Here is a 19,031-nt window from a genome sequence, read left to right as displayed (position 1 = left end):
ATCATGCGCCGATTCCCTCGGCCATCCGGATCGGATGGAAGCAGGCATAGAGATGCCCGGGCATCTCGGCGCTCTTCAGCTCGGGCTTGCCCTCATGGCAGCGCTCCCCGACATAGCGGCAGCGCGGCGCAAAGGAGCAGCCCTTCATCGGTCGCGTCGGATCGGGTGGGCGGCCGGAGATGGCGGGCAGCGGAGTATGCGGTGCCGTCTCCAGCTTCGGGATCGCCGCCAGCAGAGCCTCGGTGTAGGGCATGTGCATACGCTTGAACAACGCATGCGTCGGTGCGCGCTCCACCACACGGCCCGCATACATCACGGCGACCTCGTCGGCACGGCCGGCGACGACGCCGAGGTCGTGGGTGATGATGATCATCGCCATGTGGCGGCGGCGCTGCTCTCGCGCCAGCAGATCGAGAATCTGCGCCTGGATGGTGACGTCGAGCGCCGTCGTCGGCTCGTCCGCGATCAGCAGTTTCGGCTCGCAAGACAGCGCGATCGCAATTGCTATGCGCTGGCGCATGCCGCCGGAACATTGATGCGGATATTGCGCGAGCCGCTGCTCCGGCGCCGGGATGCCGACGGCAGCGAGCAGCTCAATGCTGCGCTTTCGCGCCGCCGGCGCGTCGAGCTCGAGATGCTCCTGGATCGTCTCCATCAATTGGGTGCCGATGGTCAGCACCGGATTGAGCGACGTCATGGGATCCTGGAACACGACCGCGAGATCGCGCCCGCGCAAGCGCCGCAAGCGTTCCGCATCGAGCCGCACCAGATCCTCGCCGTCGAACATCACGCGGCCGGTGAGCCTTGCCTTTTTCGGCAGCAGCTGAAGCACCGCGCGCGACAGCATGGTCTTGCCGCAACCGGATTCGCCGACGATGCCGAGCGTGCGGCCGGCGTCCAGCGTCAGGTCGACATGATCGACGGCGCGCAAATTGCCTCGCGGGGTCGGCAGCTCGACCGCGACATCCTCGATGGTCAACAGCGGTGCGCTCACAGCGCCCCCTGACGCGGATCCGTCAGCGCCCGCAAGGTGTCGCCGACGAGGTTGAAGGCCAGCACGGTCAGGAACAGCGCGGCCGCCGGCAGGAAGGCGAGCCGCGGCGCGACGTCGAGGCTGTCGCGTCCCTCCCCGATCATGCTGCCCCAGCTCGCCATCGGTGGCGGCACACCGAGGCCGAGAAAGGACAGTGCCCCCTCGACCACGATGGTGACGGCAACGCCGAGCAGGAAGAAGGCGAGCAGCGGCAGGGTCACGTTCGGCAGCAGCTCGCGCAAGAGGATGCGCGCATGGCTGGCACCCAACGCCTCCGCCGCGATCACGAACTCGCGCCGCGCCAGCGTCAACGTCGCCGCCCGCGCCACGCGCATGAAGGCAGGGATGCCGAGCACGCCGAGGATCAAGGTGAGATTGGGGACCGATTGGCCGAGATAGGCCGTCACGGCGAGCGCGAAGATCAGCGGCGGAAAGGCGAGCAGAACGTCCATGCTGCCGACCACCAGCGTCTCGAACCGGCCGCGGAAATAGCCGGCGAGCAGCCCGAGCGCGCCGCCGACGATGAGGCCGATCATCGGCGCGATCAGACCGACGGTCAGCGATACGCGGGCGCCAAAAATCAGGCGGGCGAGCTCATCGCGGCCCAGGCTATCGGTGCCGAGCCAGTGCTCCCAAGAGAACGCGGCGCGGCGCTCCAGCATGTCCATGTCTACAGGGTTCTGGAGCGGCAGCAGCGGAGCGAGGATTGCGAGCGCCAGGATGATCGCGACCCAGCCGCTCGCGAGCCAGAACAGGAAGCCGAGCTTGCGCTTGCCGCGAACGGGCGCGGACGCTGCCTCGTCCTGAATTGACAGCTCAAGCGTGGCCATGGCGGATCCTCGGATCGAGCACGGCGTAGAGCATGTCGACGATGAAGTTCACGATGACGAAGCCGCAGGCGACCAGCAGCACCACGCCCTGGAGGATGACGAGGTCGCGGGTGTAGATCGCGCCGACCAGCAGCCGGCCGATACCGGGCAGTGCGAAGATCGATTCCACGATCAGCGTGCCGCCGAGCAGGCGCCCGATATTGATGCCTGTCACCGTCACCAGCGTCAGCGACGAAGGCTTGAGCGCATGCACGAACAGGATGCGCGATGGCTTGAGGCCTTTGGCCTTGGCCAGCGCGATATAGTCCTCCTGCAAGGTCGCGATCATGTCGGAGCGCAGGACCCGCATGATGCCCGGCCATTCCGCCAGCGCCAATGTCAGCGCCGGCAGGACGAAGAAGCGCAAATTCGCCAGCGGCGCCTCGGTGAACGGCACATAGCCGGTCGCCGGCAGCCAGCGCAGCTCGACCGCGAACAGGTAGATCAAGAGGATCGCGGTCAGGAAAGACGGCATCGACAACATGGCGAAGGCGCCGCCGGTCATGAAGCGGTCGAACGCGCCGCCGGCGCGCGCGGCACAGGCGATCGCGAGCGGCACGCCGATCAAGAGCCCGATCAACTCCGCCATCAGCATCAGCTGGAGCGAAACCGGAATGCGCTCGGCGACCGCCTGGAGCACCGTCTGACCGGTGCGAAACGAGCGGCCGAGATCGCCCTGCAGCACATGACCGAGCCAGCTCAGGTAACGCCACCACAGCGGCTGATCGAGCCCCATGTCGCGTCGCAGCGCCGCAACATTCTCCGGCGTCGCCTGATCGCCGAGGATGACCAAAGCGAGATCGCCCGGCAGCAGCGAAGCGATCAGGAAGGTCAGCAGGGAGACGGCAAGCAGAACCGGCAGGATGGCAAGGAGCCGCCGAACGACGAAGTTCAGCATCGCGCGGTCATTCCAGCCAGGTGCTCGAGACGTCGATCACGCCGTTGTAGATTTTCGGAAAGCCCTTCAGCCTGGCGCTCGACAGCGCGTAATAGGTGTTCTGGAACGTCCAGAACCAGATCGCCTCCTTGTTGATCAGCCGGCTGATCGCGCAATAGTCTTCGATGCGCTGGCGCGGATCGGCGGTGACGCGAGCGTGGTCGAGAAGCCTGTCGAGCTCGGGATTCGAGAATCCGGCGAGCGCCAGCGGGCTGCCGCTGCGGAAGTTCGCGTACATCTGCGGATCGGGATCGGCCAGATCGACGATGCGCCACGGCGTCAGCTGGAATTGGCGGGTGAAGGCGCGCGACGGAATGGTGGCCTGGTCAACCTGCTCGATCTCCATGTTGGCACCGACGCGCTTCCAGAATTGCTGCAGCACTTGGCCGACCATGCGGCCGCGCGGCGTCGCGGTCACCAGCATCTTGAACTCGACCGGCTTGCCGTAATCCTTGATCAGCGCCTTGGCCTTCTCGACGTCGAAGGGCAGCGCACCGTCGTCCTTGCACTTGACCCAGGAGCCGTCGCCATAGGGATTGGTCGCCGGCCGGCTCAGACCGTTGCTGATGGCCTGCGACATTTTCGGACGGTCGATCGCCATTACCAGCGCCTGTCGCACGCGGACGTCGTCGAATGGAGCGACCTTGGTGTTGAAGGCGTAGACCGCCGCGCCCGAGCCCTTGTAGGTGTGCACGGTGAGCTTGGGGTCCTTCTGCGCCTTCATGATGTTGTCGGCGTCGTTCTCGTCGTCCCAGATGATGTCGGCCTCGCCGGATTGCAGCGAGGCGAAGCGCGACTGCGCGTCCGGGAGCGGCTTCAGGATGATGCGATCGAGATAGGGACGGCCCTTGTCCCAGTAATTGGGATTCTTCTCCAGCACCATGCGGTCGCCGGCGGTCCAGGATTTCAGAACGTAGGGACCGGTGCCGACGGGATTGCGGTTGTAGTCGTCGCCCTTGGTCTTCCAGGCCGTCGGAGAATGCACCACATTGTTCTGGCTCTGGATGCTGATCACCGCCGGCAGGTTCACCGCGGGGTCGGTGAGGTTGTAGACGAGGGTGTATTCGTCGGGGGCCAGCACTTCCTTGACGTTGGTGATGTAGAAGGCGCAGCGGCACTTGTTGGCAGGGTCCTTCTGCCGGTCGAAATTCTCCTTGAAGGCCTGCGCATTGAAGGGCGTGCCGTCGTGAAACTTCACGCCCTGGCGCAGCTTGAAGGTCCAGCTCTTGTAATCGTCGGAATGGGTCCAGGACACCGCGAGCTTTGGCGCGGCCTCGCCCTTGTCGTCGAGCGTCGTCAGCGTGTCGAAGATCGCGGCCGCGGCGGTGAAGGTGGAGGTGTCGTAGACGCCGACCTTGAGCGGGTCAAAGCCTGAAATCTCCAGCTCCTGGCCGACGGTGATGCTCCCGCCCGGCTTCTGCGCCTGCGCCGGCGCAGCCAGAGCAAATGCCGCGACAAGGAAAATCGGTGCGCGCTTGCGCGCCGCTGCAGCCGCGTTCGTCATGGTCCCTCCCGGATCCCTCGTCCGATGTTTCGGATCGTTGAATGACCGGGCGAGATTGACCACAAAAGCGGGCCGCGGCAAGAGGCACGCAGGGGAAGTTTCAACCTCCGCATGCGGCGGCGCAATGCTGCTCAGCCTGTCGCAGCTGTTTTGCCTGTCGGAATTGCCGCATCGCTGGCGAGGCCGATCTCGTCGCGGAGCGCATCCGTATGCTCGCCAAGTACGGCTATCGTCTTGCCCGGCGCCGTATCGGCGCCGGACATCCGGAACGGCACGTTGAGCACCCGGAAGGAGCCACCCTCGTCCCGCACCTCGGAGAGCGCCTGCCGATGCGCCAGTTGCGGATCGGCCAGCGCCTCGGACACGGTGCGATAGGCCGAGGCCGGCACCCCGGCGGCACCAAGCGCGAGGAGGCATGCATCGGTCGTGAGCTGACGCGACCAGACTTCGACGTCGTCCATCAGGTCCGCCCAGTTCTCGCGGCGCGCCGCGTAGGTGGAAAAGCGTGGATCGGAGATCCATTCGGGCCGGCCGATCACCCCCATCAAGCCCTGAAACGTCTTCTCGCTGGCGATCGTGATCATGACATAGCCGTTTCCCGTCTCCGTCGGGCCGAACATCGGACGTGGCGGCGGCTTCACGGCGAATTGTGAGTTCTGAAGTTCGATGACGGTCAAGGTCAGCATGGATTCCAGCATGGAGACGTCGATGTGCTGACCGAGCCCGGTGACCGTCCGTTGATAGAGGGCGGAAGCGATGGCCCCGAAGCCGTAGGTGCCGGTGACGACGTCGGCCTGGTAGATGCCGCAATAGTCGGGACGGTTGCGGCCCGGCTGGTAGGCGAGATGCGCCATGTCGTAGCCGGAAGCCGCATGGATCACCGGGGCGTAGGCCGGCAACTCGGCCGAGGGGCCGGTCTGGCCGTAGCCGGAGATCGAGCAGTAGATCAGCCTCGGGTTGACCGGGCGCAGCCTGTCATAGTCGAGCCGCAGCCGGTGCATCACGCCAGGGCGGAAGTTCTCCACGAGGATGTCGGCCGTCGCGGCCAGCCGGCGCACCGCCTCCTGGCCATGCTCGGACTTGAGGTCGAGGACCACGCTCTTCTTGCCGACATTGAGCTGGCCGAACACGGTGCTGCATCCCTTGCGCAAGGGAGGCCGGGTCCGCATCGTCTCCCCGCCGTCGGTCTCGATCTTGATGACCTCGGCGCCCATGTCGGCGAGTATCCGCGTGCAATGGGGACCGGCGATCGTGGTCGAAAAATCCAGGACCCGCAGGCCCGCGAAGGCCTTTGTCGTCGTGTCGTGATGCTCATCTGCTAGCTGCATGCTTGAAGCCCCACCCTTTGGAACCTTCAATGTTCTTTCTTGTTGAAGCGGCGACCCTAGAGGGCGGCGGCTGAGTAGGAAAGTATTTACCGAACAGGCGCACCGCATGGGCGGGCTTGGGAATTCCAGGAAACTGGACCCGTTCTTGCATAGCAGTGAACGGGATCGGAAGAGGGCGGCTGTTCTTGAGGGTCTTGTTCGTCACTACAGAGATGGACGACTTCGTCCGCGTCGGTGGACTGGGCGCCGTTTCCGCCGCCCTTCCCCGTGCACTTCGATCCTTCGCCGATATCCGGATCATGCTGCCCGGCTATCGCGACATCATCGAGCAACTCACGCATATCCAGATCGTCGGCCGCTGTCCTGCATTCGCGGAAATGCCGGCCTGCTCGCTCGGCCGGGCTGCGACCAAGGACGGCCTGCCCGTCTATGTGCTGTTGTGCTCACAGCTCTACGACCGGCCAGGCAACCCCTATGGCGACGAGTCCGGGCGCGACTGGCCGGACAACGACATCCGCTTCGCGCGCTTTGCCTCGGCGGCGGCTGAGCTCGCAATGGGCACGTTGGACACGAATTGGGCAGCGGACCTGATCCATGCCAATGACTGGCCGGCCTCGCTCGTACCGGCCTATCTCGCTTGGCGCGGCGCCAAGCTGCCGTCGATCCTGACCATTCACAACCTCGCCTATCAGGGCCTCTTCCCGAAGGACGCGCTGCGGCGGATCGGCGCCCCCGAGAGCTCCTTCCACATCGACGGCGTCGAATTCTACGACCAGGTCTCCTTCCTCAAGGCGGGCCTCGTCTACGCCTCGCACCTCACCACCGTCAGCGGCACCTATGCGCGCGAGATCACCACGGCCGAATTCGGCTGTGGCCTGGAAGGCCTGCTCCGCCTGCGCTCGGATGCGGCCGAGCTCACCGGCATCCTCAACGGCATCGACGAGAGCTGGGACCCGCGCTCCTGCGCCCAGCTCGCCCAGCAGTTCGGCGCCGGCGACTGGGCCGGCAAGCGGGCCAATGCGGATTATGTGCGCAAGCAGTTCGGGCTTGCGGTCTCGCGCGGCCCCATGTTCGGCATCGTCGCGCGACTCGTGCACCAGAAGGGCATCGACCTCGTGCTTTCGGCGGCGGACGAGATCGTCGACGCCGGCGGGCAGATCGTGGTCACCGGCTCTGGCGAGCCGGCACTCGAGCAGGCCCTGATCGAGGCGCATCGCCGCCGCCCCGACGCCATCGGCGTCGCGATCGGCTTCAACGAGGCCCAGGCTCGCCGCATCTTCGCCGGCAGCGACTTCACGCTGATGCCGTCGCGCTTCGAGCCGTGCGGCCTCAGCCAGATGTATGCCCAGCGCTTCGGCTCGCTGCCGATCGGGCACCAGACCGGCGGCCTCGCCGAGACGATTACCGACGGCGAGACCGGCTTCCTGTTCTCCAAACCCTCGCGCGAATCTTTCCTCGGCGGCGTCCGCCGGGCCTTCTCGGCCTTCATGGCGCACGACCAGCTCGACACCATGCGCCGCAGCGCCATGGGACGATCGTTCTCCTGGAACATCTCGGCCGGCAGCTACAGCGCACTGTACCGCAAGCTGGCGTCGGTCTAGAGCGACGGACTGCGCAACAGAGCCACTGGCCGACGCACTACGCTGTGGGTCAAGCGCGCAGGCACAGACTTATGCTTACCTAGGCACCCCACGGACATCACGCCCATCTTCGATCTTCCCGTTCGCACCCAGGGAAGCCGAGGTCGCCACTTCAGTCATTGTCACCCGCATCCCTCTTCTTCCAAGCAATCAGAAATTCGGACACTGCTCTTGCGGCTTCGTCTGCGCCCCCTTTGGCCGCCACCTCCTCGACGCGCTTGCGAAGTTGTTCGCGATTGAGCACCTTGTCCAGCGAGTCCACGTTCGCGTTGATATTTCGCTTGGCCACTATATCGCCGAAGCTTTGCGACCACGAGTCAGACGTAAAAGCCTTGGCAAAGACGGCAATCATGGCGTCGAGTTTCATTTGCGTGTTCGCCCACTTCTTGACCTCTAGCCCCTCATCAGCGGCGAGATCGCGCCAGCGAAACATGAGATACGCAAGGCGCTTTGACGATGCCAATTCAGTTGACTTGCTTGCGGCGCGGATGCGTTTCAATGCGAGAGCATTCAAAGTCTCAGCATCTGACCTTGTGGTCAGGCAATCCGCTTCCGCGGACGGCTGTTTGCCCTCTCGTGGGTGATAATCGTTGTATGCTGACCTCGCGAAATCGACAAACCACGTCAAGTCTGCCGTCCTGCTGGCCGCCACGAACAACTTCGAGCGTGCTGTAAGGTCGAATCGGCCTCGCGTGAGGCTTCGCAGAAGCCAGTGAATGCGTATCTCGTTGTCGCCGAACGAAAATCCGTGCTCCTTATCAGATTCAACGTCTAGCTCGTTGGCGATCTCAAAGAGAACTTTCAACAGCGGACCGACATCGCTTTCTGCAACTCTCGTGGCATGCAGGTTCAATTCATCCAAGATCAACTTAGCCTTGGTGCTGCCATCACGCCTTATGACGCCAAGCGCGGCGCGCATTGACGATTTCACGAAAGTCTCGTTTGAGGCCTTGGAAATGAGTTCGTCTAGCTCCGCCCGCGATAGAACCTCATCGCCGATCGAGAAGCGGAAATACGAGTCAAAGTGATCTTCGGCGCAAACCAAGCGGTCGCGGCTCCACTTCGTAGCAGAGTCTCCTCCATAGCTCAGGTTACTCCAGGTTGATTCAAGTCTCGGAAACAGTCGCATCAACGACCGCTTCACACGCTCTTTATCCTTTTCTGGCACGGCGTCGAGGAACCGCATGTTCATCTCGCCTTCACTGTCGCGACCAGAGCGGCCATACCTGTCGCCCGTCCCGCATAGATGATCCTTGCTGGAGCGCAGATTTCGATACAACGATGGCCGAAACAGACGGAGTATTTCCATGCCGACAAAATCGGCGCGATCAACCTCGCCGCCTACAGCGGGCCATGTAACGGAAAGAGCGTTGGTGATCCTAATGAGGTCACGGGGCGTGGTAATCTCAGGCGCAATAACCTCATAGAAGATGTTCATAAAACGCACAATTGCCTCTTCAGGAGGCGAGCCGCAGATAGCCCAAATCTGTCGCAGCAACTCGTTATTGAGGTCAACTTGACGAGGACGAGGAATGTCGAAGCCTGCCTGAATGATCTTCTCCAAATAGTGCGGCCCTTCCGACGGATAACGCTCAGAAACAATCGCCTCTGCTAACTCGCGGTCGAACACCAAAAGATAAACGACGTTTGGAAGCCGCCCAACCGACTTGACGAGGCGAAAGATGAGCAACGCTTCGTCAGGCGCGAGTCGGTCGATATCGTCGATCACGATCAGAAATCGCTTATCTTGCTCAGCAAGTGCCCTGGTAAGCTCCCCTTGTAGCTTCTCGACCGTGTCATCCGTCTTGATAAAGTCGGCGACCCATGACATCGCGCTCGACGCTAGGTTGCCAACACCAGCCGTAACTCCGGCAAGGTCTGATCCGGCGCTGACAACCGACCCAGCCTTCAAGAGGCGCGCTCCGATCTTTGGGAGCGCCTTCTTGAATTTGTCTCCGAGGGTCGGGCCTATCCCGGCGTAGAGTTCACGGAAGAACGCAAGAGCGAGGGCTTCTTCACCTCGAAACCACCAGCACGCAAAATTGACAACCGTTAATTCCTCTTTGTCAGTGGCGTCCTTGAGATGATGGAGCACCAGGTTCACTGCGCTACTCTTACCGGATCCCCACGGGCCATTCAGTGCGATCACAGTCCCTTCCGGGGACTTAATCCCGCGGATACTCTTGGCCAATGCTTGCGCAAATGGATCAATACCGAACCTGTCCTGTGCCGGATCGGCAATTGGCCTGTCGTTATGAGAGTGGCTCGATTCCGTCATGCACTCAAAGAGGATCCGTGCTGTTTGCTAATCTGTAAAATTAGGAACGTTGGAGTAAAAAGCAGAACAGCTTGGACGCCGCAGGGGCCTACCGGACAATTGCGTATCGGTCGTCTCAAAGAGTAAGCGGTCTTTCTGTAAGCAGACGAGGCAGGACGGATTGCCGGCAGCGCCTTCACGATCGGCCGCCTTCCGAAAGCGATACCCTTTAACATCGATGGTCTCGCCCCCCAACCTCCGGTGCAGGCGCTTTAAGCGCGCGATCTCCGCTTCCTTTTCCGAGTAAGGTCCGCGATCTTGAGCTTTCATTCTGCCCGGCCAATATCCTTGCCAATTTGCCTGCGAAGCATAGCGCAGCATAGTTGGAGGAGAAAGCTCTATTGATGCGTCCTGACTTGCGCTCTCTCTAAGGTTGCGGTTCAATGCCTGTGAGGGGAAGGCCATTCACTATATCAATGGGATTTGGGCCGACCTGTCCATTTGGTCGCAGGACCCATCGTTTGCCTAATTACTCATGAAATCGATATGACCGAGGCTGAACCACCCACAATCACTCTCGCGCTTCACCCGGACGGCGTCGCTGCTCCCGCGCAAAGAGCTGCACTCGTCTGCAAAGAGATCGTCGACTTGTATTTCGACGCACTATCGAAGACTGACCTCTCCAGGCCTCCACCAGAAGCTCGGACTGCATTCTTACGATTTCGGATTACGGGCCGGCCCGAAATTACTGCCGAGCAGAGGCGCGCCCTTCACGAAAACTGGCTGCTGGCCAGGTGCTTCCAGGATTTAATGAGAGGAGTCATGACCTCACTCCGGGAGGCGCATTTCTTCATTGAGCTATTGTCCACAGAACGTTTGCGAGCCGAGACGGATTCAACGATCGCCGCTGTACTGGAGCCTTTTCGGCGGGCTCGAAAGATGAAATTTCCAGATCTTCTTGCTTCGGTGAACAAGCGCTTAGACGAACCTCTAGCGTTCGCCGAGGCTTATCAATCGATGCAGAATGCCCGAAACTGCCTTGAGCACGCCGATGGACAAGTCGGAACTCGAGATGTCGATGCCGATGGGGTGTTGAAACTTCGCTTTCCACGCATGAAATTCTTCGTGATGAAGGATGGTGAAGAAGTCGAACTGTACGAGAACTTCTATGTGGAAGCGCGAACGGAACTCTCTTTTCGACTGGATGTTCGCGAGCGCATCTTCAGGTTAGGCGAGAGGCTCACGATAAGTGCGATCGACTTCGACGACATTGCATTTGCTTGTCACCAGTTCGGTACGATGTTGGCGCAGAGGCTGCCAAAGGGCCGAAGCCTCACGTCCTCCTCGATAGAAAGAGCGGGATGAGCGGCGCTGAAGAGATTGAATACAACGGGCATCGACTTAGGATCATGCTGCCGATCGGGCACCAGACCGGCGGCCTCGCCGAGACGATCACCGACGGGGAGACCGGCTTCCTGTTCTCCAAACCTTCGCGCGAATCTTTCCTCGGCGGCGTCCGCCGGGCCTTCTCGGCCTTCATGGCGCACGACCAGCTCGACACCATGCGCCGCAGCGCCATGGGACGATCGTTCTCCTGGAAAACATCTCGGCCGGCAGCTACAGCGCACTGTACCGCAAGCTGGCGTCGGTGTGAGGCGCTGCTGTCATTCCGGGGCGCGCCGCTTGGCGCGAGCCCGGAATCCATCGTGCCGCCGGAATGCTCCGAGAAATGGATTCCGGGCTCGCGCTGCGCGCGCCCCGGAATGACCGAGGAATGACGGCGGGCCGTCAACTGCACGGACAACCGACTTCCAAGACTCTACTTCCCGCGCCCCTCCATCTGCGGCCGTCCGATCCAGGCCCTGTTGAGGCAGCGGGTCATCCAGTCGGGCTGCGGTTCGCCCCGCAGCCGCGCCTGCGCTTCCTGGTAGGGGCCGACATAGCGCAGACGATCCGGCAATTTCGGATAGACGCGCCTGATCCATCGCAGTGCATTGTCCGCGGACCGGATATCCCGCGCGTCAAGCTCGAAACCAAAGCCTGCGCGCAAGCGCTCGGGCAGCATCCTCGCCGTGAGCGCGCGATACCATCGCGGTGGCCGCAACCAGGGACGCGCCCCCGTGAAAATCTGCGTGGCGATCTCGCGTGCCGCCGTGCTGACCGTCAGCGTCTCCGACTGCGTCATCTCCGCGGTGTAGGCGGCAAAGCCGGTCCAGTCCGCGGGCAGATCATCCGCCGTCAGCCCGAACAGCGCACCGTACATCCGGCTCTCGGCCCAGTAGCGCTCGCGCTCTTCCGCCGAGAGCGGTGCCAGAACGAGGTCGTGCGCCATCAACGCGGTCTCGACCAGCGTGGCGTGGACCCAGCGCAGCGACGGGATGTCATTGGCGCAATAGCGTGAGCCTGCCGCGAACGGGCCGACGGTCTCGGGCATCTCGCCGACGATCATGTCATGCCGCCGGTGCAATTGCCGCGACGACGACAGCGCCCCATCGAGCGAGCCGAACACCATGGCGAAGACGATGCCGAAGGTGCGATGGAAGCGCCCGATCGGATCGGCCAAGGTCCTGGAATGCTCGGCGATCGCCGCGGCGACCCAGGGGTGAGCCAATTGCAGCAATAGCGCGCGACCGGCGCCAAGAAATATCACGGCCTCACGGTCGATCCGCCACGTCACCGAGCCCGGGCCGAACACGCCGGCAACCGGTCCTGCCGCATGAGCACGGACCTGATCGAGAGCGGCTTCGAGATCATTCCCGGACACCATTGTACGGCCCTGGACTGTGGCGGACGATGAACGATCCGGGAGGCCTGTGGCAATTCGATGAAGAGGGACGCGGTCCCTACTCCGCCGCCATCGGCATCTCGTCCATATGCTCGTGCAGCACCACGCCGGCGAGCGGATCGAATTCGCCGATCCACGGCTTGCGCGCCAGCACCGCCTTCGTATGGGCATAGCCAGCATGCCACCGCCGCGTGATCCCGGACGGACTGAAATCGATATCCTTGGTGTGGGTCTCGCGCTCGAGCTGCGGTGTCAGCAGCCGCACCACATGCATACGGGTCGGGCAACCGTAGCTCGTCAGCTCACGCACGGCGGGATCGTTGCGCTCGCTCTCGGGTAGCCGCGCCGCGAGCTGGTTGATCACATGGCGCAGGCGATGGGCCTGCTGCTGCCGCACGATCTGGCTCGCGATACGGCTGGAATATTGCACGTCCTTGTGCCGGTTCAGCACCTCCGCCATCGTGGTCGGTTCGGGCCCGACGGGATTCCACAGATGCACGGAGAAGATCAGCGAATCCCTGCGTGGATTGTCGTCGAACACCGCTTCCGTCGGCGTGTTCGACAGGATGCCTCCGTCCCAATAGAGCTCACCGTCGATGCGCACGGCGGGGAAAGCCGGTGGCAGTGCGCCCGAAGCCATCACGTGCTTCACCGTCAGCTCACCGTCGCGGCTGTCGAAATAGCGCATTTCGCTGGTGCCGACATGAGCCGCACCAACGGTCAGGCGCGGCGCGCAGCGATTGGCCAGATCGAAATCGACGAGCTCGCTCAGCGTCTTCTCCAGCGGAGCGGTCGAATAATAGCCGGCGTGATCGGCACCCAGCGGAAAGGAATCTCCGGCATGCGCCAGCGGATTGGGCCGGAAGAAACCTGGAATGCCGTGGGTGACGGTCGACCAATAGGCCAGCTTCTCGTTGAAGCCGGGGAACGCGGCGCGCCAGTCCCAGACCGGCTGCTGCTCCATCCGCTTCCAGAACTCCCTCAAGCGCGCGAGCCGTTGCGCCGGCGCGTTGCCCGCGATCAGGCTCGCATTGATCGCGCCGATCGAGGTGCCGATGACCCAGTCCGGCTCTATGCCGGCCTCGTGCAGCGCCTGGTAGACGCCTGCCTGGTACGATCCGAGCGCGCCGCCGCCCTGGAGAACGAGCACGACCTGCCCCGGGATTTCCGCACCTGTGCCCTTGATGCCGTTCATGGTTCGCTCCTGGTGAGCCTGCACCGGTCGAGCTTTCGTCGGACGCGGCGGTATCGTTACGCCCGATCGTTCTAGGAGATCGCGGGGCCTTTTGGAATGCCGTTTGGCTTCCGAGTCCATACGTCCGCGCTATCGTGCCTAACATGTCATTTCCCGCCCCGATCGGCTAGATTTGAGCGGATCTTGCTGGGAGCCGATCCATGGAAATGCACCAGGTCCGCTATTTCCTCGCGGTGGCGCAGCTCTTGAATTTCACGCGCGCGGCCGAGGAATGCAACGTCACGCAGCCGTCGCTGACGCGCGCGATCAAGCAGCTTGAGGCCGAGCTCGGCGGCGACCTGTTCCGCCGCGAACGGCCGGCAGCGCAACTGACCGAGCTCGGTCAGCGCATGCATCCGCTTCTGAAGCAATGCTATGACGCCGCCGTCGGCGCACGCTCGCTCGCCTCCTCGTTCAAGAGCGGCGAGATCGGTGCGCTCCGCATTGCGCTGACACATTCGATCGACCTCGCCTTGCTCATTCCGCACCTCAACGAGATCAAGCGGCAGTTCAACCGGCTCGAGTTTCGCTTCCTGCGCGGCACCAGCCGGGAGGTCGGCGATTTCCTGAAGAAGGGCGAAGCCGAGCTCGGCATCGCGGCCGAGATCGACGAGGCCTGGGACCGTCTCGACGTCTGGCCGCTGTTCACCGAAAGCTTCGAGCTCGTGGTCGGCGACGGACACCGGCTGGCCGGCCGCAGTTCGATCGAACTGGACGATTTGCGATCGGAGCAGCTGTTGAGCCGGACCTTCTGCGAGCACGCGCGCCGCATCGCCGCCAGCCTGCGCGAACACGGCATCGATATCGAGCACGGCCACGAGGTCTCGAACGAGCGCGATTTGATCGAGCTGGTCGAAGCCGACATGGGCGTCGCCATGGTGCCGCACACTTCGCCCGTGCCGGAGCGGCTGACGCGCGCCGCAGTCACGGGGCTGGACGCCCGCCGTACCGTCAACCTTTATGGAGTCGCCGGCCGGCAACGCACGGCCGTCGGCAATGCCGTGATGCGCATGCTGCGCGGCGCCGACTGGCGGGAGATCGCGGGATAGCGCGGACGGCGCCTTCCTTCTCCCCTTGCGGGAGAAGGTGGCGCGAAGTGCCGGATGAGGGGTATCTCTCCACACGGAAAGCTTGGAGGCATACCCCTCACCCAAATGAGTTCGTGTCAGCCGGCGTCGGCGCCCTCTCCCACAAGGGGCGAGGGCACTTCAATATGCATCTCGCTGCTTGCAAGAGCATCATTTATCTGTTCGACAACAAGGGGAGAAAGACGAGCAGCCCGCGCGCAGACCTAGCGTTCCCGGCTGGCGCTCGCCAGCGCTGCGATCAGGTCGTCGATCTCCATGCGTTTACGAAAGTCCGGATCGACGAAGCGGGCTTTGACGATGCCGTCGCGGCCGACCACGAACACGGCGGGGATCGGCAGCATCCAGCCGTCATTGCCGTGGAATTTCGCCATATCCTGATGGGACAACAATTGCTGAATCTCGGCGCCGAGCCAGATCGCGAGATTGAGCGACAGCGCATAGCCATTGTCGAGATCGGTCAGGATCGGAAACGCCGCGCCGGCATCTGACTTGAGCTGCCGCGTATATTCCTGCATCTCCGGCATGATGGCCACGACCTGCGCCCCCATCGCCTTGATGCGATCCAGCGCCTGGACCACCGCGCGGACATTCAGCCGGCAATAGGGACACCAATGGCCGCGGAAGAACATCACCGCGGCCGGGCCGTTCTCCAGCAGCGCGTTCAGCGCGACGAGACGCCCGCTTTCGTCGGGCAGCATGAACGGCGGCATCGGATCGCCCGGACGCGGCGCCGTCTCGCCACCGCCGTTTCCGTTCAATCGCGCGACCAGGCGATCGACGGCCTCGCCATAGGCGGGGAAGACCTTGCGGCTGGCATCGGCATAGGCGCGGAGCTGTTCGCTCAGCGTTCCGTCCATGTCGCGGCAGCGCTGAAAGGCAAGCCTGAGCTGTTCGGCGTCGGCTTCCGCAAGAGACGTCATCTTCTGCTCCGGCGTTCGAGGAACGAATAGTAGTTGCCCGGTCGGGCCGCCCGCAAGGGGGCGGCCGTCGTGCGCACGTCATCAGTTCACGTAGAAATTGCCGGTCGGGTCCAGCCGCCCCGAGGCGGAGTACAGCGTACCCTTGTCCATGAAGAACACCGTGTTCTCCGGCACCTTCTTCGCGTTCTTCATCATGGCCTCGTGGTTCTTCTCGGCCGGCGCCATCGCCATCGCCGACATCTTGCCAGGTCCGCCATAGACGTAGGCCATGCCGGCCTTGAAATCCCAGGCGGCCTCCGAGAGGGCCGAAGTGGCGATGACCGCAAACGCGGCGGTGGCGATCAGGGTCTTGGACAGTGATGTCATGGGATGCTCCTCCGGATTGACGTGAACGCCCGCCAATGGGCGCCTTGCCATCGAACGATGGAAGCGACGCGATCGGAAATGCCGATCCACGATCGGTTCGATAGCCGCCGCCTATCGGCATAGTCCCGGGCTATCGCACCGAGAGCGAAAGGGCATTTGAGGACAAGCAGCGCCTCGAAGACACTTCGGCCACAGCCGGCGACCACCGCGGTTGCGGCCAACACAGGAGAATTCAATGTTCAAGCATCGCACGTTATCCCGGGCGGTCTGGCCCGGCCTTGCGGTCCTCGGCGCACTGACGCTTCCGGCGCAGCAGGTCGTCGCCGGCGAATGCCCGGCCGGCAAGATCAAGCCGAATGCACAGCAGATGGTCGACCACAAAGCCGTCGGCGTCACCGACGTCACGCTCGGGGCGATCGACCTCGGCAAGCAGCCGGCGCATATCGAGGGTCGCGAGCTTCGCTTCCGCAAGCTGACCATCGCGCCCGGCGGCATCGTGCCCCGGCACAGCCACGACGATCGCCCCGCCCTGATCTTCGTGCAGCAGGGCGAGATAGTCGAATACGCCTCCAACTGCGCCGAACCGATCGTGCACAAGGCCGGCGACATCCGCCCCGAAGTGTTCGGCACCTCGCATTGGTGGAAGAACCTCGGCAAGGAGACCGTCATTCTCTATGTCGGCGACGTCCGCAAGGACCCGAACGACCATCACATGTAACTCGCTGCGGCCATCCTTCGAGACGCCCGCTTTGAGCGGGCTCCTCAGGATGAGGACGGAGTGCGCGGCAGCAGCCTCAGCGGGCGCTAATCTCGCTTAGCCTCATCCTGAGGAGACCGCGAAGCGGTCGTCTCGAAGGACGAGGCGCGCGCTCGGGACGGACAAGACGCGAGATGCGATGGCACTGCGTCATTCCGAGTCGCGAAGCCGCACCCGGAATGACTTCAGGCATGAAGGAGCGCCACACCATGACCGATCTTTCCGCCATCAAACCGGGCTCGGTGACGATGGAGGCGCATTCCCCTGGTCCCGTGCTTCGCTCGCTCGTGATCGGCCTCACCGCATTCCTGACCGTCGTCGACCTCTTCGCGACGCAGGCGATCCTGCCCTCGCTGACGCGGCACTACGGCGTCACGCCGGCTGCGATGGGCTTTGCGGTCAACGCCAGCACCTTCGGCATGGCAGTCGCCGGGCTGGTCGTCGGCTTCTTCAGCCCGCACATCAACCGGCGAACCGGCATCCTGCTCAGCCTGGCTCTGCTGGCGATCCCCACCAGCCTGCTGGCGTCCGCGCCAAATCTTGCCGTCTTCACTGCCTTGCGGGTCATCCAGGGCCTCTGCATGGCTTCCGCCTTTGCGCTCACCCTCGCGCATCTCGGCGAGCAATGCAGCGCCATGGACGCCGGCGGTGCCTTTGCCGCCTACATCACCGGCAATGTCGCCAGCAATCTCGTCGGCCGGCTGATCTCGGCGGCTGTCGCCGATGGCTTCGGCCTTGCCTGGAATTTCTATCTGTTCGCAGCGCTGAACCTGGCCGGCGCGGTGTTGGTCTATTTCACCATCGGACGCATGCCGCCGATGCACGAGATGAGGCCCGCGGCATCTCCGCTGGCCGCCAGCATCGCGCATTGGCGCAATCCGCCGCTGCGCGCCGCCTATGGCATCGGCTTCTGCATTCTGTTTGCCTTCATCGGCACCTTCACCTTCGTCAATTTCGTCCTGGTGCGGCCGCCGCTGTCGCTCGGCATGATGGACCTCGGCCTCGTCTATCTCGTGTTCCTGCCCTCGATCGCGACGACGCTGCTGGCGGGGCGGGTCGCCTCGCGCTTCGGAACACGTCCAACGATCTGGGGTTCGCTCGTCGTTGCAGGCATCGGCCTGCCGCTGATGCTGACGACGCAGCTCGCCGAAGTGCTCATCGGAATGGTGCTGGTCGCAGTCGGGACCTTCTTCGCACAGGCGGCGGCGACCGGCTTTGTCGGACAGGCGGCAGCCGACAACCGCGGCGTCGCCAGCGGCACCTATCTCGCCTGCTATTTCTGCGGCGGGCTCATTGGCACGGCCGTGCTCGGCCGTCTGTTCGATGCCTTCGGCTGGCAGACTTGCGTCGCCGGGGTGGGCGCAGCGCTCGTGTTAGCGGCCTTGCTTGCGTGCCGCCTGAGGCCTTAGTGCTTGACCGGCGCTTCCTGCGGCGGCTCATCGTCGGCGATGGCGCGCCAGGCGGCGCCGTCGAGATCGTCGTATTGGCCGCTCCTGAGCGACCAGAGGAAAGCCACGAGACCGGCACCTCCGAGCATCAAAGCCAGCGGGACCAGGATGACCAGGATCTCCATCACACGATCTCCCGCGAGGCGCTGCGGGCGCGCAGCGAGTTCAGCATGACCAGGATCGACGATCCGCTCATGGCGGCCGCCGCAATCAGGGGCGTCACGATGCCGCTGATGGCAACCGGCACTGCCAGGACGTTGTAACCGATCGCAAGCCAGAGGTTCTGCCGCATCAAGCGCAGCGCCTTGCGCGAAGCGTCGATGGCGGCGACGACGGGCGCCAGCGGCCGGCCCAGGAAGACGAGATCGGCAGTGGCCTGGCTGAGATGCGCGGCCGAGATCGGCGACATCGAGACATGGGCTGCCGCCAGCGAAGGCGCGTCGTTCATGCCGTCACCCACCATCAGCACCCTGGCGCCGCGCCGCTTCAATTCCTCGATCCGCGCGATCTTGTCGGCCGGTGTGACACCGGCGCGCCATTCGGGAATGCCGAGCGCATGCGCTGTCGCCTTCACCGCCTGCTCGCGGTCGCCGGAGAGAATCTCGATACCGATGTCGCGCGCCTTCAGCGCAGCAATCACGGCCTGCGCATCCGGGCGAAGGCCCTGGCGGACGGAAAGAAGGAACTTCTCGTTGCCCTTGCTGAAGGCCACGACGGAGGCCTCGGGATCGAGCGTGGTGCCGCCGACCAGCGTCTCGGCATCGCAGAAGGACGGACGGCCGAGACGAAGCTCGACGCCGTCCACCGTTGCGCGGACGCCATGCCCGGCCTCCTCGACCGCGCCGACGATCGGAGACTTCGCACC

Annotated in this window: 18 protein-coding genes and 1 pseudogene; 6 read left to right on the top strand and 13 right to left on the bottom strand. The window is 63.5% G+C overall.

Annotated features, from left to right (window positions below):
• Nucleotide 1 precedes the first annotated feature (1 nt).
• The 5 genes from AX729_RS27640 to AX729_RS27620 all read right to left on the bottom strand — a co-directional run bounded on the left by AX729_RS27640 (nt 2) and on the right by AX729_RS27620 (nt 5,671).
• Nucleotides 2-994, bottom strand: coding sequence for an ABC transporter ATP-binding protein (locus tag AX729_RS27640; protein WP_061027379.1), 993 nt, complete (start codon nt 992-994; stop codon nt 2-4).
• The gene (locus AX729_RS27635) at nt 991-1,863 is read right to left on the bottom strand and encodes an ABC transporter permease (protein ID WP_061027378.1); all 873 of its coding nucleotides are present in this window, start codon (nt 1,861-1,863) and stop codon (nt 991-993) included. Before AX729_RS27635 ends, AX729_RS27640 begins: the two co-directional genes overlap by 4 nt.
• On the bottom strand, nt 1,850-2,800 hold the full coding sequence (locus AX729_RS27630; protein WP_061027377.1) for an ABC transporter permease: 951 nt from the start codon (nt 2,798-2,800) through the stop codon (nt 1,850-1,852). The genes AX729_RS27635 and AX729_RS27630 overlap by 14 nt, the downstream gene beginning before the upstream one ends.
• A gap of 7 nt (nt 2,801-2,807) precedes the next feature.
• Nucleotides 2,808-4,343 carry an ABC transporter substrate-binding protein gene (locus AX729_RS27625; RefSeq protein ID WP_061027376.1) on the bottom strand — a complete coding sequence of 512 codons (1,536 nt, stop codon included), beginning with the start codon at nt 4,341-4,343 and terminating at the stop codon, nt 2,808-2,810.
• Nucleotides 4,344-4,474: 131 nt separating this feature from the next.
• The gene (locus AX729_RS27620) at nt 4,475-5,671 is read right to left on the bottom strand and encodes a CaiB/BaiF CoA transferase family protein (protein WP_061027375.1); all 1,197 of its coding nucleotides are present in this window, start codon (nt 5,669-5,671) and stop codon (nt 4,475-4,477) included.
• Between the two features lie 185 nt (nt 5,672-5,856).
• Between AX729_RS27620 and glgA the strand changes: the two genes are divergently transcribed.
• Nucleotides 5,857-7,272 (top strand): glycogen synthase GlgA, encoded by a 1,416-nt coding sequence (glgA, locus tag AX729_RS27615; RefSeq protein WP_061027374.1) that lies wholly within the window; start codon nt 5,857-5,859, stop codon nt 7,270-7,272.
• 151 nt (nt 7,273-7,423) lie between these two features.
• Here glgA and AX729_RS27610 read toward each other — a convergent pair whose 3' ends face one another.
• Both AX729_RS27610 and AX729_RS40020 read right to left on the bottom strand, forming a co-directional pair.
• On the bottom strand, nt 7,424-9,589 hold the full coding sequence (locus tag AX729_RS27610; RefSeq protein ID WP_061027373.1) for a KAP family P-loop NTPase fold protein: 2,166 nt from the start codon (nt 9,587-9,589) through the stop codon (nt 7,424-7,426).
• A gap of 27 nt (nt 9,590-9,616) precedes the next feature.
• Nucleotides 9,617-10,033: a hypothetical protein gene (locus tag AX729_RS40020; RefSeq protein ID WP_156457242.1), complete on the bottom strand. Its 417-nt coding sequence runs from the start codon at nt 10,031-10,033 to the stop codon at nt 9,617-9,619.
• A gap of 81 nt (nt 10,034-10,114) precedes the next feature.
• On the opposite strand from AX729_RS40020, the gene AX729_RS27605 reads away from it, so the two are divergent.
• Entirely contained in the window at nt 10,115-10,933 is an 819-nt protein-coding gene (locus tag AX729_RS27605; RefSeq protein WP_061027372.1) for a hypothetical protein, read from the top strand.
• Between the two features lie 47 nt (nt 10,934-10,980).
• A pseudogene (locus AX729_RS27600) lies at nt 10,981-11,222 on the top strand (glycogen synthase GlgA); the annotation flags it as partial.
• A gap of 165 nt (nt 11,223-11,387) precedes the next feature.
• Here the strand turns inward: AX729_RS27600 and AX729_RS27595 are convergent.
• Both AX729_RS27595 and AX729_RS27590 read right to left on the bottom strand, forming a co-directional pair.
• Nucleotides 11,388-12,335 carry an oxygenase MpaB family protein gene (locus AX729_RS27595; protein ID WP_061027370.1) on the bottom strand — a complete coding sequence of 316 codons (948 nt, stop codon included), beginning with the start codon at nt 12,333-12,335 and terminating at the stop codon, nt 11,388-11,390.
• A 76-nt stretch (nt 12,336-12,411) separates the two neighbouring features.
• Nucleotides 12,412-13,548 (bottom strand): patatin-like phospholipase family protein, encoded by a 1,137-nt coding sequence (locus AX729_RS27590; RefSeq protein ID WP_061027369.1) that lies wholly within the window; start codon nt 13,546-13,548, stop codon nt 12,412-12,414.
• A 200-nt stretch (nt 13,549-13,748) separates the two neighbouring features.
• On the opposite strand from AX729_RS27590, the gene AX729_RS27585 reads away from it, so the two are divergent.
• Nucleotides 13,749-14,636 carry a LysR family transcriptional regulator gene (locus AX729_RS27585; RefSeq protein ID WP_061027368.1) on the top strand — a complete coding sequence of 296 codons (888 nt, stop codon included), beginning with the start codon at nt 13,749-13,751 and terminating at the stop codon, nt 14,634-14,636.
• Between the two features lie 242 nt (nt 14,637-14,878).
• On the opposite strand, the gene AX729_RS27580 is transcribed toward AX729_RS27585, so the two are convergent.
• A complete protein-coding gene (locus AX729_RS27580; protein WP_061027367.1) occupies nt 14,879-15,595 on the bottom strand; it encodes a peroxiredoxin-like family protein in 717 nt (238 codons plus the stop codon).
• 81 nt (nt 15,596-15,676) lie between these two features.
• Nucleotides 15,677-15,961 (bottom strand): hypothetical protein, encoded by a 285-nt coding sequence (locus AX729_RS27575; RefSeq protein ID WP_061027428.1) that lies wholly within the window; start codon nt 15,959-15,961, stop codon nt 15,677-15,679.
• A 235-nt stretch (nt 15,962-16,196) separates the two neighbouring features.
• Here AX729_RS27575 and AX729_RS27570 point away from each other — a divergent pair, with 235 nt between their 5' ends.
• Complete coding sequence (locus tag AX729_RS27570) at nt 16,197-16,679, top strand: cupin domain-containing protein (RefSeq protein WP_061027366.1); 483 nt, start codon at nt 16,197-16,199, stop codon at nt 16,677-16,679.
• Between the two features lie 248 nt (nt 16,680-16,927).
• The gene (locus tag AX729_RS27565; RefSeq protein WP_061027427.1) at nt 16,928-18,127 is read left to right on the top strand and encodes an MFS transporter; all 1,200 of its coding nucleotides are present in this window, start codon (nt 16,928-16,930) and stop codon (nt 18,125-18,127) included.
• Here AX729_RS27565 and ccoS read toward each other — a convergent pair.
• Entirely contained in the window at nt 18,124-18,291 is a 168-nt protein-coding gene (ccoS, locus tag AX729_RS27560; RefSeq protein WP_061027365.1) for a cbb3-type cytochrome oxidase assembly protein CcoS, read from the bottom strand. The genes AX729_RS27565 and ccoS overlap by 4 nt on opposite strands.
• Nucleotides 18,291-19,031 (bottom strand): HAD-IC family P-type ATPase (locus tag AX729_RS27555; RefSeq protein ID WP_156457241.1); only part of this gene is annotated, 741 nt, incomplete at its 5' end. The genes ccoS and AX729_RS27555, both read right to left, overlap by 1 nt.

It is taken from the genome of Bradyrhizobium sp. CCH5-F6, assembly GCF_001556045.1.
Lineage (GTDB): Bacteria > Pseudomonadota > Alphaproteobacteria > Rhizobiales > Xanthobacteraceae > Bradyrhizobium.
This window is presented reverse-complemented; position numbering and strand designations above follow the sequence as displayed.